This window comes from Halomonas flagellata (genome assembly GCF_022487945.1).
Classification (GTDB): domain Bacteria; phylum Pseudomonadota; class Gammaproteobacteria; order Pseudomonadales; family Halomonadaceae; genus Halomonas; species Halomonas flagellata.
On sequence record NZ_JAKVPY010000007.1, the window covers coordinates 142,593 to 157,104 of the forward strand.

Here is a 14,512-nt window from a genome sequence, read left to right on the forward strand (position 1 = left end):
CAGCCCGCAGCCCGCAGCCCGCAGCCCGCAGCCCGCAGCCCGCAGCCCGCAGCCCGCAGCCCGCAGCCCGCAGCCCGATGCAAGGAGAGCGCCGTGATGGAGTACTACCTGCCGATCAAGCACCTGCATATCACCGCCGCCACCCTGAGCATCCTCTTCTTCGTGCTGAGGGCCTGGTGGTCGGTGCGCCAGGCCCCGCTCCTCCAGCGGCGGTGGGTGAGGGTAGTGCCGCACCTGGTCGACACCGCCCTGCTGGCACTGGGCGTCACCCTGATGGTGATGCTCTCGCTGTGGCCGCACCAGCATCCCTGGCTGGCCGCCAAGCTGCTCGCCCTGCTGGCCTACATCGGGCTGGGCACGGTGGCGATCAAGCGGGGTCGCACGCCGGTGGTGCGCGGTGTGGCGGCGTTGGCCGCAGTGGCCACCTTCCTCTATATGCTGGGGGCCGCCATCCGCCATAGCCCGCTCTCCTGGCTGGCCGGCCTCTGAGCCCCGGGTGTCTCCTATACTGAGGCGGCGAGCCTTCACTTCACGACGGCTTTCATCACGTCTCTCCATAGCCCTACCATGACGAGGAGCCCGACCATGAGTCCACAGGATCTTCCCTCCGGCGCCGGCAAGGTGGCGACCCAGTATCCCGAGGTGTGGGAGGCCTTTTCCCGGCTCGGCAAGGCCTGCTCCGAGAGCGGACCGCTCGATGAGCGCACCCGTCGGCTGGTCAAGCTGGCGCTGTCGGTGGGCGCCGGGTCCGAAGGGGCGGTGCACTCCCACATGCGTCGTGCCTTGCGCGAAGGCGTCGAGCCCGAGGCGCTCAAGCAGGTGGCCATGCTGGCCATCCCCACCATCGGGCTCCCCGCCGGTGTCGCCGCCCTGACCTGGATCGAGGACATTACTGACAAGGGGTGAGGGCCTGCCGTCGGCGCCTCGTCGCCGGCGGCGCCTTCTGCTGTCTGCCGCGATTTTCTGCGTTCGTCAAACCCTGCTGCGACATTCCGTCCATCGCAACTTGACCGGTGTCAAAGTCAAGGGCCGGTTCGAGCTGCTACTCTTTAACATGTATGTTATATGCATGTTTAGGGGGCAGGCAGCCGAGGCTATCCTGTTCCGAGGGAACATCACACCAGCAAGGGGGGAATGATTCATGGCCGAGGGTCTCACTCGATCGGCGGCCCGCAATATCTTCTATGGCGGGTCGCTGTTCTTCTTTCTGCTGTTCGCCGCGCTGACGGCCCACAGCCACTGGTACATGGTCAACACATCCACCGACAGTGCGGGACTCACCGAGTCCGTCAAGCACGGCAAGGAAGTGTGGGAAAAGAACATGTGCATCAACTGCCACAGCATCATGGGCGAGGGGGCCTACTTCGCGCCGGAGCTGGGCAACGTCTGGGAGCGCTACGGTGGCCACGAGAACCCCGAGGCGGCCCGTGCGGGCCTCGCCGCCTGGATCCGTGCCCAGCCGCTGGGAACCCCGGGTCGCCGCCAGATGCCCGCCTACGACTTCAGCGAGGAGGAGATGCAGTCGCTGATCGACTTCCTGGAGTGGACCGACGGCATCGACGCCCAGGACTGGCCGCCGCATCCCGCCGGCTGAGCCGCCTGAACGCCGGATGAACCAAGGAGAAATACACCGATGAAATACGAAACCCAGAAGGTGGCCCTGCCCTTCTTCATGGTGGCCATGGCACTGTTCGCCCTGCAGATCGTCTTCGGCCTGCTGGCGGCTACCGTCTATGTCGCGCCGAATTTCATGGCCGAGCTGATGCCCTTCAACATCATGCGCGTCAGCCACACCAACCTGCTGATCGTCTGGTTGCTGATCGGCTTCATGGGCGCCACCTACTACTTGATGCCGGAAGAGGCCGAGCAGGAGATCCACAGCCCCGGCCTGGCCTATGTGCAGCTGGCGATCTTCGCCTTCGCCGGTGCCGCCGCCCTGGTCGGCTACCAGTTCGGGATCCATGAGGGTCGCGAGTTCCTCGAGCAGCCGTTCTGGGTCAAGGTGCTGATCACCATCTCCTTCCTGATGTTCCTGTTCAACACCAGCTTGACCCTGGCCAAGGGCCGCAAGACCGCCATCAACCTGGTGCTGATGCTGGGGCTGTGGCTGGCCGCGGTGTTCTGGCTGTTCGCCTTCTACAACCCCACCAACCTAGCGGTGGACAAGCTCTACTGGTGGTGGGTCGTGCACCTCTGGGTCGAGGGCGTGTGGGAGCTGATCATGGCCTCGCTGCTCGGCTACCTGCTGATCAAGATGACCGGGGTCGACCGCGAGGTGATCGAGAAGTGGCTCTATGTCATCGTCGGCCTGTCGCTGTTCTCGGGTCTGCTCGGCACCGGTCACCACTACTACTGGATCGGGGCGCCGAGCTACTGGCAGCCCATCGGCAGCATCTTCTCCACCCTGGAGGTGATTCCCTTCTTCGCCATGGTGGTGTTCGCCTTCACCATGTTCTGGAAAGGCAGCCGGAACCACCCCAACAAGGCCGCCATGCTCTGGGCGCTGGGCTGCCCGACCATCGCCTTCTTCGGGGCCGGGGTGTGGGGCTTCATGCACACCCTGTCGTTCATCAACTACTACAGCCATGGCACCCAGGTCACCGCCGCCCACGGCCACCTGGCCTTCTATGGTGCCTACGTGATGCTGATGCTCGGCATCATCACCTTCGCCATGCCGCAGCTGCGCCGCGTCCAGCCCTACAACCAGGTGCTGAACATGTGGGGCTTCTGGATCATGACCTCGGCGATGTGCTTCATGACCTTCACCCTGACATTCGCCGGAGTGGTGCAGACCCACCTGCAGCGCGTGCTGGGCATGAACTTCATGGAGGTGCAGAGCCAGCTCGGCCTCTTCTACATCATGCGCCTGGGCGCCGGTGTGGCCGTGGCCGTGGGGGCGATCATGCTGATCTACGCCTTCTTCGGCCCGGCCCGCGAGCAGGTGCCGGGCGGTGGCACCCAGTTGACCGCGGGCGCCCAGCGCATCTGAACGAGGCGGCCCCACGGGCCGCCTGCCTCGAATCCGAACCGGGAGTGATCCCCATGCCCCTTTCCCCCGTGGCCACCTCCGCCAGCGAGCGCGAGCTGCCCTTCTACCAGAGCGTCGGCAACGAGTGCGGCATGTTCGAGCAGGCCTTTCGACAGCGCCTGCCGCTGCTGCTCAAGGGGCCGACCGGCTGCGGCAAGACGCGCTTCGTCAGCCATATGGCGGCGAAGCTCGGGCGACCGCTGTTCACCGTCTCCTGCCACGACGACCTGACCGCCGCCGACCTCACCGGCCGCTACCTGCTGCAGGGCGGCGAGACCCGCTGGGTCGATGGCCCCCTGACCCGTGCCGTGCGAGAGGGCGGCATCTGCTACCTCGACGAGGTAGTGGAGGCGCGCAAGGACGTCACCGTGGTGCTGCATCCGCTCACCGACGATCGCCGCCTGCTGCCGCTGGAACGCACCGGCGAGCTGCTCGAGGCGCCGGACGACTTCATGCTGGTGGTCTCCTACAACCCCGGCTACCAGCACATCCTCAAGTCGCTCAAGCCGAGTACCCGGCAGCGCTTCGTGGCCATGTCCTTCGACTTCCCGCCGCCGGCGACGGAACGCGACATCGTGGCCCGCGAGAGCGGCCTGCCCGCCGAGCGGTGCGCGGCCCTGGTCAACCTGGCGGCCAGCCTGCGGGCCATGAAGGGCCAGGACCTGGAGGAGGGCGTCTCCACGCGCCTGCTGGTCTACTGCGCGACCCTGATCCAGGCCGGCATGCCGATCCTGGAGGCCGCCCGCGCCACCCTGGTGGAGCCGCTCTCCGACGATGCGGACGTCCAGGAGGGACTGATGGAAGCCATCCACGCCACCTTCGGCTAAACAGGCACGGATGCCGCGCCACTGGATAAGCGGTAATTGCCCACGTGAGGGGCGTCGCAGGCCTGCCGACGGGTCAGCCCAGGCTATATTCCCAGGAGACGATGCATGCTGGACTTTCTCGAGGTCGAGGAGACCGTCGGCCGTGTGTGGCACCGCTGGGCCTCCGGGGCGGCGAGCTATCCGGACCACCCCGAGGCGGCGGTGACGCTGGAGTCGCTGCGCCCCATGCTGGGGGTCTTCTTCCGCGCCGGCGGCGGCGAGGCGGGCATCGAGGTGGCCGCCATCGCCCGGCGCGGCTCCGCCCACCGGCTGAGCCTGCGCCAGCGCCTGGGCCTCGACGAGGAGGATCTCGACCAGGCCCGTCGTGACGAGGAACACCTGCTGTTGCCGCCGCGCCTGGCGCTGTTCCCCGAGGCCGCGCTCAACCGCGACCTCTACCTGTGGCTCACGGCCTTCCTGGCCGAGGCTCGGCCGGTCGAACCGGCCGCCGACCCGCTGCAGGCCGACCTGTTGCGGCTGCGCGAGGCGCGGCGTGCCACCCGCGCGGCGCTGTCCCGCTTCCCCGGGTTCACCGATCGCTATGTGCGCCTGTGCGGCGAGCTACTGGCGATCCGCCCGAGGCGCAAACGGTTGCCGCCCCGCGAGGCGGCCCTGGAAAACGCCCTGTGTGCGGAGCTGGGCGCCCCCGACCCCGAGGGAGACTGGGCCCAGGCCATGCAGCGCGCCATCCGCGACGCGGCCTGCCCCCTCGACGGCTTCCTGGCACCGCGGGGCTATCGGCCGCCACTGCCAGTGCCACTGTGGGGCCAGGCCATGACCCTGGGGACCCGTGACGGGACCCGCGAGGCCACGGTGGACGACGACGAGGCCCCCCTTGCCGACGACAGGCCGCAGGCGGAGGACGACCATGGCAAGCGCAAGGCCGACCGCCGCGAGCAGGACCAGGCCGACCGCGACGATCCGCTGATCCTCAATGCCTCCGAGAAGATGCTCTCCTGGGCCGAGATGGTGAACCTCAATCGCCATGTGGAGGACGAGGAGGAGGAAGCGGCGAAACAGGCCGCCGACCAGATCGACGAGATCGTGCTCAGCCCCAACCGCCAGAAGGCCGCCTCCAGGCTCAAGCTCGACCTCGACCTGGCCCCGGACGAGGTCAGTGGAGGTCGCCTGCGGGGACGCCATACCTATCCCGAGTGGAACCATCGCAAGCAGGCCTACCTGCCCGACCACTGCGTGGTGCTCAGCGAGGTGCAGAGCGAGGAGGGCGAGAACTGGACGCCCGACGAGGTGACGCGTCGACGCATCCGTCGGGTACGGCGCGAGTTCGAGGCGCTGCGCCCGCGCCGCGAGATCCTGCGCGGCCAGCTGGACGGCAGTGACCTGGACATGGACGCCGTGATCCGCGCGCGCTGCGACCTGGCCGCCACCGGCGAGGCCAGCGATCGGTTCTACCTGGCCAGCCGCCCCCAGGCCCGCGACCTGGCGGTATCGATCCTGGTGGACGTCTCGCTCTCCACCGAGGCCTGGCTGGAGGACCGCCGGGTGCTGGACGTGGCCAAGGAGGCGCTGCTGGTGCTGGGCCACGGCCTGGCCGGCTGCGGCGACGACTACGCCATCCACAGCTTCACTTCCCAGCGGCGCCACAAGGTCTGGGTCAACACCCTCAAGGACTTCGACGAGCCCATGGGCGAGCGGGTGTCGCGGCGCATCGCGGCGCTCAAGCCGGGTTCCTATACCCGCATGGGACCGGCGATCCGCCACCTGACCGGCGAACTCGGCAAGCGCCCCAACCGCCATCGGTTGCTGCTGCTGCTCACCGACGGCAAGCCCAACGACAACGACTACTACGAGGGGCGCTACGGCATCGAGGACACTCGCAAGGCGGTGCTCGAGGCGCGCCGCCAGGAGGTGCGCGTCTTCGGCGTGACCATCGACCGCCAGGCGGGGCGCTACATCCCGCACCTGTTCGGCCGTGGCGGCTACGCCATCGTACAGCGCCCCGAGCATCTCTCCCTGGCCCTGCCGGGGATCTACCGCCAGATCATCGCCACCTGAGGAGGTTGCCGTGACGACCCGTTCCCGACTCGCCCTGGCCGTGATGGCCTGGTGCCTGGCCGCCGTGGCGGTGGTGCTGCCGCTGGTGTGGCTGATCAACAACCGTGACTGGGGCGTGGCGCTGATGCTGCCGGTGCCCTTCGTGGTCTACGGCCTGCTACGCCTGGGCCGGGCCCTGGAGGGCTGGGCCCGGGCGACGCCGCCGCCGTCTGGCCAAGGAAACCCTGGCGCCGGCAGGCCGCCCGGTTCCTGACAGGTAATGAATGGTTTGCCTGTATCCACCGTGAGGGCACCGTTTTCGTCGAGGCTCAAAGCCTCGCAGGCTGGTCATATCCGGACAGGTGGTCATCCAGTGACCAGATGTAGACACGGCGGCCGGCATTCTGGTCGCAGAGCCTTTGCCAGTCGTGAATGATCGACAGGTCGGCCAGGCCGCTGCCGCGTCCGGCATGGTCGGGAAACTCGTCCAGCCATGCCTGGAGTTGATCTGCCTTCAGGAAGCTGACCGGCTTGAAGGGGCTCTGGCCGCTCAGGGCAGCACCGACCTGCTGAACGAATCGTTCAGCGCAGGTGCGGCGCTGCCGGCCGTCACCGTTCTGTCCGATATGATTGCCGGTCTCCAGTATCGTGGCCATGGGCAGGAAGAGCTCCTCTCTTCGAGTGGCCAGTCGCTCTTCCAGGGCGCGAAGAACCTCGGCGTGCCGAGTGGCCTTGCCAGGCACCCTGAGAATCTCCACGAAGATCGAGGTATCAATGAGACAGATGGCACTCATCCTTGAGACTCCGTGTCCTTCTTGAGGGCCTCCAGCCACTTCAGGGCAGCAGCCTGGCGCTCTTCCGGGGTGCTATCGTCCTTGACGAAGCGCTCCAGCACTTTGCGAGTCATCAGCTGTCCCAGCGGTCCCAGGGCCACCAGTTCGCTGTAGCGCTCCATGTCGCCGAGGCGCACCAGGCGGCTGTCCCCCTCATGGGGATGGCGATAGCAGCAGAGCACGTCGGCCAAGGCGTTGTCGGGAAGGGCGTCCAGCAGAGCGGGGTTATGGGAGGTGAGCAGTACGCGCAGTTGGCGGCGGCTGGCCACATCGCGTATCTGCTGAACCAGCACGTCCGCACGGCTGGGATGCACCCCGTTATCGACCTCCTCGATGATGATCAGGGCGCCTTCCGGAGCAGATAGCAGGGCGGCGCCCACGGCCAAGACGCGCAATGTGCCATCCGACAACAGTGGGGCATCCACAAAGCGCTGCTGCTCTCCGAAGGTCTCTTCCAGGCTTACCATGACATCCTGTCGAGGCGTCTCGATGAACTGGATGTCGGTGATGTCCTGCTCGGGCAGGGAGCGGATGAAAGCCAGCAGCGCCTGCTTGCTCTCAGGTTGCTGGCACAGCTGATACAGCACCGCCGAGAGGTTACTGCCGTCTTCCTTGAGATATTTATCACCGGCGTATTCGTAATTCCGCATCTGGGCCGGGCGTGGGTCGAGAAAGACGATATTGCGTAACGTTTCACGCAGGGAACGCGTCACCTCGGGAATCAGTGCCTGGGCCTTGCCATGGGACTGCTGGAAGCGGCCGGGGGTCTCCAGCTGATAGAACACGGCCTGTCGGTTGGAGCAGGGGATATGCGGTTTCTTTGGCCCCTTGCGGAAGTTGTTATAGGCGATGCTGATTTCGTCGCTGTGCTCATTTGGCTCGCTGTCCACTCGGTAGAGCGGCACCTTCTGATCAGGGTGGGTAATCTGCTCACCGGCCACCACCAGCTGGTCGTTGAATTGGTCGATGCTGATGGAGAAGTCACTCCACCCTTCCGGCGCGTCGGCCAGGTGGGCATCCAGGCTGAAAGCCTGCTCGGGATCCAGGAAGAGGTCACGGGCTTGGCCCCGGACGACGGTGTCGCCTCCCTGGATATCCCGTTCAATATCGTCCAGGCGCTTGCCCTTGGCCAACCAGTTCAACAGCCGGATGGCTTCCAGAGCATTGCTCTTGCCCGAGGCGTTGGGGCCGATCAGGAACGTCAGGGGTGCCAGTTCCAGGGTGGCTTCCCGATAACTCTTGAAGTTGGTCAGCCGAATGGACTTCAGCATCTCGTATCCCCTTGACCGATTCGATTCCCCCGATGTTAGCGACATTTGGTTCCAGGGTCAGCGTCAGTTCACTAACCGCGCCACCAGGTAGCCGCCGGCGATCAGCGCCAGCATCAGCACCACCAGCCCCACGAAGGCCCCCTGCCAGGCCGGGGTGGCGGCGCGCAGGTTGAGGTAGACCATCAGCAGTCGGTAGGCCTTGAAGCCGGTGGCGAGCAGCACCAGGGAGTTGAGCCCACCCATCAGCGGGTCGAGGTGCCGCTGCGAGGCGCCGACGGCACTACGGCGGGACGTCCCTGGCGTAGATGCGCTTCCCTGCCACGAAGGTTTGTTGCGGCTGGAGGTCGCCGTCGAGCAGGGTCACGTCAGCATCATGGCCGACGGCCAGGCGGCCCTTGTGGTCATGCAGCCCCAGCACCCGGGCCACATGGCCCGAGATCAGGCCCAGGGCCTGATCGAGTGGCAGCACCTCCTCGCGTACCAGGCGCTGCCAGTCCGCAATGAGCGCGGTGTTGCGCGCCACCCGCATGCCGATGTAGTTGCCCTGGGTATCGAACTCGGGCAGGCTGCCGTTGCAGTCGGAGCTCATGGTGATACGGGTGACCGGCACGCCGCGCACGAGCAGCCGCGATACTGCATCGAAGCCGGAGAGGCCCTCCTCCCCGGGGTCGTCGAAGGCGGTCACATCCACGCTGGCGGCGAAGGCCAGCGCATAGTCGGCGGCCTCCTCGAGCAGGGCGCGGTGGCGGTTCACGTGGGTGGGGATCACCTGCTCGGCGGGAATCTCGGTTTCCGCGAGCAGCCGGCGCAGCGGCTCGATCCCCCTCTGTCCGTCGCCGACATGAAAGTGGCAGATGCCGCGCTTGCCGGCCAGCATGCCACCGACGCGCGCCTCGCTGACCAGCCGCGCGATCTCGTCCTGGCGGGGTTGGCTGGAGCGATGATCCGAGATCGCCAGCTCGCCCAGACCGATGACCTCGGGAATCCAGGCCAGGTCGCGCTGCACGTCGCCGGTGAGGGTCGGTGGCGGCACGCGATACGACCCCGTGTACATATAGGCCGCGATGCCCTCGGCCTTGAGCCCACGCACCTTGGCCAGCAGGTCCGCCGGCGAGCGGCTGATGCCGTCGGTGCCCAGCACCCCCACCACGGTGCCGATACCCATGGCGGCGATCTCCCGGGCGGTGATCGCCGGGCAGCGGGTACCGCAGCCGCCTTCGCCGCCGCCACCGGTCACATGCACATGCTGGTCGATAAAGGCGGGAACGGCGGTGAGGTCACGCGCCTCCACCAGGCGCACGGGCCACCCTTCCGGTACGGCGAGATCGCGCCCCAGCGCCGCGATCCGTCCGTCCGCGATCAGCAGATCGGTGGCCTCGAGGGGCGCCGGTGCGAAGATGCGGCCGACGCGCAGCAGGGTCAGCAGGGGGGCGTCCCGATCATCGAGGGGCATCATGGCGGCTCGCCGGTGGGTTCAGTCGACGCCGGCGGCGAGAAGCGGCGGCCCTTCAGGCGCTCGATGGTGCCCTCGACATCGTCGATCAGCAACACCAGCAGGTCACCTTCGCCGGCCTCCTCGAAGGCCCGGTCGACGGCCTGGTGCTCCTCCAGGACGATCTCGACCCGGCAGGCCCCCATCGACTCGGCACCGTCGCGCAACAGGCCGGCGGCTTCGCCGATGGCACGACCGCGGGCGTCGGTCTCGTAGATGAAGACGACATCGTGCATCCGGGCGAGCAGCGTGCCCAGGCTGAACAGGTCCTCGTCGCGGCGATTCCCGGGCGCGCTGGCCACGCTGATGCGTCGTCGCGCCGGGATACAGCTCACCAGCTCGCTGAGGGCTTCGAGCGCCGGCACATTGTGCCCGTAGTCGATCAGCACCTTCATGCCGTTGGCGTCAATGAGGTTGGTGCGTCCGGGATTCTGTCCGGGGCTGGGATGGAAAGTCTGCAGGCCCATCTGGATATCGGCGATGGAGAGCCCCAGGGCATAGGCGCCCGCGCTGGCGGCCAGGGCATTGGCGACATTGAAGCGGGCGTGCCCCTCGAAGGTGATCGGCACGTCCACCACCGGGATCACCTCGGCCTCGACATGGCCCTGACGCATCACGATACGCCCATCGTGGACCGTGAAGGCTACTCCGTGATCGCGAACATGTCGGCGGATGGGGCGGGAATCCGGGTCCAGGGTGAAGAAGATGATATCGCCCCGGGCCCACTCCTGGCCGGCCAGCACTCGTGGGTCATCGGCATTGAGCACGGCCGTACCGCCACGGCGCACGGCGTCGATCACCACGGTCTTGCAGCGCGCCAGCTCGTCGAGGGTGTGGATGTCATGCTCACCCAGGTGGTCGCTGGCGATATTGAGCAGCACACCCACGTCGCACTCGTCGAACCCGAGGCCACGGCGCATGATGCCGCCGCGGGCCACTTCGAGCACGGCGTATTCGACCGTGGGTTCGCGCAGCACGATGGCCGCCGCCTGGGGGCCACTGTAGTCGCCGCGCATGATGACATGGTTGTCGATCTCGATGGCGCCGGTACAGGCCATGCCGACGTTGCGTCCCGCCTGGCGTAGCAGATGCGAGAGCAGGCGCACCGTGGTCGTCTTGCCGTTGGTCCCGGTCACCGCAGTGATGGGAATGCGGGCGTCGGTCTCGCTGTCCGGGAACAGCATGTCGATCACATGCTGGCCGACATCGCGGCCGTTGCCGTGGGTGGGCGACAGGTGCATGCGAAAACCGGGCCCGGCATTGACCTCGACCACCGCGGCGGACTGTTCCTCCAGTGGCCGGGTCAGGGTCTCGGCCAGCAGGTCGATGCCGATGATGTCGAGCCCGATCAGGCGCGCGATTCGCTCCGCCGCGTAGCGTACCTCCGGATGGACGTCGTCGGTCACGTCCGTGGCCGTGCCCCCGGTGCTCAAGTTCGCCGTGGACTTCAGATAGACGATCTCGTTCTTCGGAATCACGCTGTGCAGGGTCAGGTTCTGCTGGTCGATCAGCCGCTGCGACTGCTCGTCCAGCTGTATCTGCGTGAGCAGGTTCTCGTGCCCGACGCCGCGACGCGGGTCCTGGTTTTCCCTGTCGACCAAGGCCTGCAGCGTGGCGACCCCATCGCCGATCACATGGGCCGGTCGCCGCCTGGCGGCGGCCACCAGCTTGCTGCCGATGACCAGCAGACGATGGTCCTCGCCCTCGATGTATTGCTCGACGATCACCGAGGGGTTGCGGTGGGAAGCGATGCCGAAGGCCTCGCGCAGGGCCTGGCCATCATCGATGTTGGTGCTCACGCCGCGGCCGTGGTTGCCGATCAGCGGCTTCACCGCGACGGGATAGCCGATGTCGCGCGCGGCATCGAGGGCTTCATCGACGGAGGCGCAGACCCGGCCGTGGGGAACCGGAATGCCGGCATCGCCGAGCACCTGCTTCGTCCAGGCCTTGTCGTCGGCGATGCCGTAGCCGATCAGGTCCGTATGGCAGGTCACCGTCGCCTGGATTCGCTGCTGGCGGTGGCCGTGACCCAACTGGATGTAGCTGTTCTCGTCACTCAAGCGGATGTGGGGAATGCCACGACGCTCGGCGGCCGCAATGATCGAGGCAGTGGAAGGGCCCAGCATGTGCGCGTCGCGCACTGCCTTGAGGCGGGCGATGATCGCCGGCATGTCGATCTCGGCGCCCTGGAACAGCCGGGTGACCAGCTCGACGGCTTCGACCCCGGCCGCCAGGCCGCAGGCTTCGTCCCGGTAGCGGTAGACGACGTTGTAGATCCCGGGCTCGTAGCTGTCGATGGTCTTGCCGTAGCCGACCGAGAAGCCGATCAGGTTCTGGAGTTCGATTGCCACATGCTCGACGACGTGACCGGCCCAGGTGCCTCGCTCCAGACGCTCCACGAAGCCGCCGGGTCGGCCGACCGAGCAACGGTGCTCCTGCAGGGTGGGCAGTAACCCGAGGAGGCGTTCGACGATGCCGGGAACGGTATCGCTGGGCCGTTCCTCGAGTTCGCCGATGTCCAGGCGCATGAAGATGGCCAGGTAGCGGCTGTAGTAGTTCGGGCCCCGCAGGGCCCGGTGCTCGAGGATATTCATCGGAGATCTGCCAGCGTGGTGACGAGCGCGTCGGCGGCAAGATAGCGACGCGCCTCGATATCGAAGCCGTGACCGCTGACCAGCGCATGCAGAATCAGGTGCTCGATGGCCACCGCCTCCCCCATCGACAGTTCGGCAATGTTCGAGTTCGCCAGGTCGCGGCTGTCGATAAGGATGACATGGCCCGGGCCGATGACTTCGAGAACCCGGTTCGCATGAATGATCACCGCGGCATCCTCGCCAAGCCCCACGCCCAGGTACTCCGGGTTGGTCGCCCCGACCTCCATCAGGCGCGTGAACCGTCCGCGCTCGAGAAAGTGGCTGTCGATGATCAAGCCTTCGACGAGCCCGAGGCCGAAGGTCATGTTGACGGCGCCCTTGCGCAGGGCATCGGCGGCAGCGCCGTTATAGATCATGGTGCCCGGCATGGCCGCCGCGCCGGCACTGGTCCCGGCCACTACCGCGCCCTCCTTCAAGCGGTTGCGGATGGCCTTCAGGGTCGCCGAGCCGCCCATCACGTTGGTCAGGCGGAGCTGGTCACCGCCGGTGAAGAAGATGACGCCGCTCTGCTCGATCAGGCGTACGGTGTCGGCCTCGGCCGCCTGGCGGCGGTCGCGGATGTCCAGGGAATGGACGCGGCTGGCACCCAGGCGCGAAAAGGCCGCTTCGTAGTCGGGCAGCACCTCGTCGGGAATGCTGCTCGCCGTGGCGATGACGGCGACCTCGCCATAGCCCTCGGGTGCCAGGGCAAAGACCTGTCTCAGGATCTCGAGATCGGAGGTCCTGTCCTCGGCTCCTCCGATGGCCACGATGCGGCCAGGTGCCACGGGGTGTTGGGAAGCCATAACCTGTTCGTCGCCCAGCGACGCTTTTGAGCAGACGCAGACGCCATGTCCGCGTGAGTCACTTGCCGAATGGCATGATGATTGCTGCCTACGCTTTCACTTATAACAGTCATCCCGGCGCGGGGCACGTTCTCGCTGCCTCTTGCGCAACGATAAGGGGCGAATCGATACCGCTGCCTGCCAGGAATCGCCACGGGCAGGCTCGAGCGTTCGATCCGCGGCAGGGGTACCTTGGGACTGGAGTCAGCGTCAGCCGGCCAGCCGCGCCACCAGGTAACCGCCGGCGATCAGCGCCAGCGTCAGCACCACCAGCCCCACGAAAGCCCCCTGCCAGGCCGGTGTGGCGGCGCGCAGGTTGAGGTAGACCATCAGCAGCCGCTGGGCCTTGAAGCCGGTGGCGGCAAGCACCAGGCTCGCCGACCACAGCGGCAGCGCCTGCCAGTCGCCCTGGTCCAGGCGTGCCGAGACCATCGAGATCACCGTCAGGGCCATCAGGGTGGCCCAGGTCGCGAGCAGTCGGCGGGTGCCAGGATGGGCGGTCATGATCACCTCTGCAGTCATCGGTCGGTTGCCGTCATCTGAGCAGATAGACGAGCGGATAGAGCAGGATCCAGATCAGGTCGACCAGGTGCCAGAAGGCGGCGGCGGTTTCCACGTTGTCCAGCGAGGTGCGCCAGGTCACCAGCGCCAGCAGTCCCAGGCCGAACAGCACATGGGCGAAGTGGAAGGCGGTCAGCCCGTAGTAGAAGCCGAAGAAGGCGTTGGTCTCCGGCGTCAGGCCGGCGGCCAGCTTGTCGGCGTACTCGACGACCTTGATCACGCAGAACCCCACCCCCAGCCCCATGGAGGCCGAGAGCCACTGGCGGGCGCGGCGGATCCGTTCGGCACTCGCTGCCTCCACGGCCAGGGCCACGCAGAGCCCACTGGTCAGCAGCACCAGGGTGTTGAGCCCGCCCATCAAGGGGTCGAGCTCGCGCTGGGAGACATCGAAGAGCGCCGTGTCGGCGGCACGTTGCCAGGCGTAGAGCGCGAAGAAGGCGGTGAAGACCAGCAGTTCGCTGAGGATCAGCACCCACATCAGCGGGTTGCCGGGCAGTGCCGAGAGGGGCCCCCAGCCGGGGTTGGGCAGCGCGCGGCCGCTCATCCGTCCGCCAGGGTCACCCGGGCGCCGCCGAAGGCCAGGCTGCGCGGGTTGTCGACCGGGCGGTTGTCGGTCAGCCGGGCGATGCCCACCCCGCAGCGGCCCACCATCCAGATCAGGCAGGCGGTGAAGTAGAGGTAGCCGAGCGCCCAGGGGGCCAGGGCGGGCAGGCCGACCATGCCCAGTAGCTGCCAGGCCGCCACGAACAGGCCGCCGCCCAGCACGCCCAGCCAGAAGGTGCGAATCTGGAACTGCAGGTGGGAGGCGACCCAGCCTTCGGCGTGGCGCCTTGCCAGGTGGGCAATCAGCACGCCCAGCGGGGCGGTGATCACCGCCAGGATGCTGCCCAGGAAGAGCATGTAGACGACGATGGCCGTGCCGCGACCGCGGTCGGCCTTGCTGCCCTGGGCGGGTGCGGAAGAGGAGAGGGCTGCGGACATGATGGTG

Annotated in this window: 16 protein-coding genes; 7 read left to right on the plus strand and 9 right to left on the minus strand. The window is 67.1% G+C overall.

Translation table 11 applies throughout. The features are described 5' to 3' along the window. Window positions 1-96 precede the first annotated feature (96 nt). The 7 genes from MKP05_RS07860 to MKP05_RS07890 all read left to right on the plus strand — a co-directional run bounded on the left by MKP05_RS07860 (window position 97) and on the right by MKP05_RS07890 (window position 6,163). The gene (locus MKP05_RS07860; RefSeq protein WP_240567846.1) at window positions 97-489 is read left to right on the plus strand and encodes a SirB2 family protein; all 393 of its coding nucleotides are present in this window, start codon (window positions 97-99) and stop codon (window positions 487-489) included. A 96-nt stretch (window positions 490-585) separates the two neighbouring features. Then, entirely contained in the window at window positions 586-906 is a 321-nt protein-coding gene (locus tag MKP05_RS07865) for a carboxymuconolactone decarboxylase family protein (protein WP_240567799.1), read from the plus strand. A gap of 235 nt (window positions 907-1,141) precedes the next feature. Continuing rightward, window positions 1,142-1,594 (plus strand): c-type cytochrome, encoded by a 453-nt coding sequence (locus MKP05_RS07870; RefSeq protein ID WP_240567800.1) that lies wholly within the window; start codon window positions 1,142-1,144, stop codon window positions 1,592-1,594. A gap of 39 nt (window positions 1,595-1,633) precedes the next feature. Beyond that, on the plus strand, window positions 1,634-2,989 hold the full coding sequence (locus tag MKP05_RS07875) for a cbb3-type cytochrome c oxidase subunit I (protein ID WP_240567801.1): 1,356 nt from the start codon (window positions 1,634-1,636) through the stop codon (window positions 2,987-2,989). A gap of 53 nt (window positions 2,990-3,042) precedes the next feature. Then, complete coding sequence (locus MKP05_RS07880) at window positions 3,043-3,855, plus strand: CbbQ/NirQ/NorQ/GpvN family protein (RefSeq protein ID WP_240567802.1); 813 nt, start codon at window positions 3,043-3,045, stop codon at window positions 3,853-3,855. Between the two features lie 105 nt (window positions 3,856-3,960). Then, window positions 3,961-5,910: a nitric oxide reductase activation protein NorD gene (locus tag MKP05_RS07885; RefSeq protein ID WP_240567803.1), complete on the plus strand. Its 1,950-nt coding sequence runs from the start codon at window positions 3,961-3,963 to the stop codon at window positions 5,908-5,910. A 10-nt stretch (window positions 5,911-5,920) separates the two neighbouring features. After that, complete coding sequence (locus MKP05_RS07890) at window positions 5,921-6,163, plus strand: hypothetical protein (RefSeq protein WP_240567804.1); 243 nt, start codon at window positions 5,921-5,923, stop codon at window positions 6,161-6,163. 55 nt (window positions 6,164-6,218) lie between these two features. Here MKP05_RS07890 and MKP05_RS07895 read toward each other — a convergent pair whose 3' ends face one another. The 9 genes from MKP05_RS07895 to MKP05_RS07935 all read right to left on the minus strand — a co-directional run bounded on the left by MKP05_RS07895 (window position 6,219) and on the right by MKP05_RS07935 (window position 14,505). After that, window positions 6,219-6,545 (minus strand): hypothetical protein, encoded by a 327-nt coding sequence (locus tag MKP05_RS07895; RefSeq protein WP_240567805.1) that lies wholly within the window; start codon window positions 6,543-6,545, stop codon window positions 6,219-6,221. 134 nt (window positions 6,546-6,679) lie between these two features. Then, the gene (locus MKP05_RS07900; protein WP_240567806.1) at window positions 6,680-7,993 is read right to left on the minus strand and encodes an AAA family ATPase; all 1,314 of its coding nucleotides are present in this window, start codon (window positions 7,991-7,993) and stop codon (window positions 6,680-6,682) included. A gap of 63 nt (window positions 7,994-8,056) precedes the next feature. Continuing rightward, a complete protein-coding gene (locus MKP05_RS07905) occupies window positions 8,057-8,236 on the minus strand; it encodes a hypothetical protein (RefSeq protein WP_240567807.1) in 180 nt (59 codons plus the stop codon). 37 nt (window positions 8,237-8,273) lie between these two features. After that, entirely contained in the window at window positions 8,274-9,449 is a 1,176-nt protein-coding gene (iadA, locus tag MKP05_RS07910) for a beta-aspartyl-peptidase (RefSeq protein ID WP_240567808.1), read from the minus strand. Further along, window positions 9,446-12,079, minus strand: a complete 2,634-nt coding sequence (gene cphA / locus MKP05_RS07915; RefSeq protein ID WP_240567809.1) for a cyanophycin synthetase — start codon at window positions 12,077-12,079, stop codon at window positions 9,446-9,448. The genes iadA and cphA overlap by 4 nt, the downstream gene beginning before the upstream one ends. Beyond that, the gene (locus MKP05_RS07920; RefSeq protein ID WP_110284199.1) at window positions 12,076-12,924 is read right to left on the minus strand and encodes a cyanophycinase; all 849 of its coding nucleotides are present in this window, start codon (window positions 12,922-12,924) and stop codon (window positions 12,076-12,078) included. The genes cphA and MKP05_RS07920 overlap by 4 nt, the downstream gene beginning before the upstream one ends. A gap of 249 nt (window positions 12,925-13,173) precedes the next feature. Beyond that, complete coding sequence (locus tag MKP05_RS07925; protein WP_240567810.1) at window positions 13,174-13,467, minus strand: cytochrome C oxidase subunit IV family protein; 294 nt, start codon at window positions 13,465-13,467, stop codon at window positions 13,174-13,176. 31 nt (window positions 13,468-13,498) lie between these two features. Further along, entirely contained in the window at window positions 13,499-14,068 is a 570-nt protein-coding gene (locus tag MKP05_RS07930) for a cytochrome c oxidase subunit 3 family protein (protein WP_240567811.1), read from the minus strand. Beyond that, window positions 14,065-14,505, minus strand: coding sequence for a DUF4870 family protein (locus MKP05_RS07935; RefSeq protein WP_240567812.1), 441 nt, complete (start codon window positions 14,503-14,505; stop codon window positions 14,065-14,067). Before MKP05_RS07935 ends, MKP05_RS07930 begins: the two co-directional genes overlap by 4 nt. Window positions 14,506-14,512 lie beyond the last annotated feature (7 nt).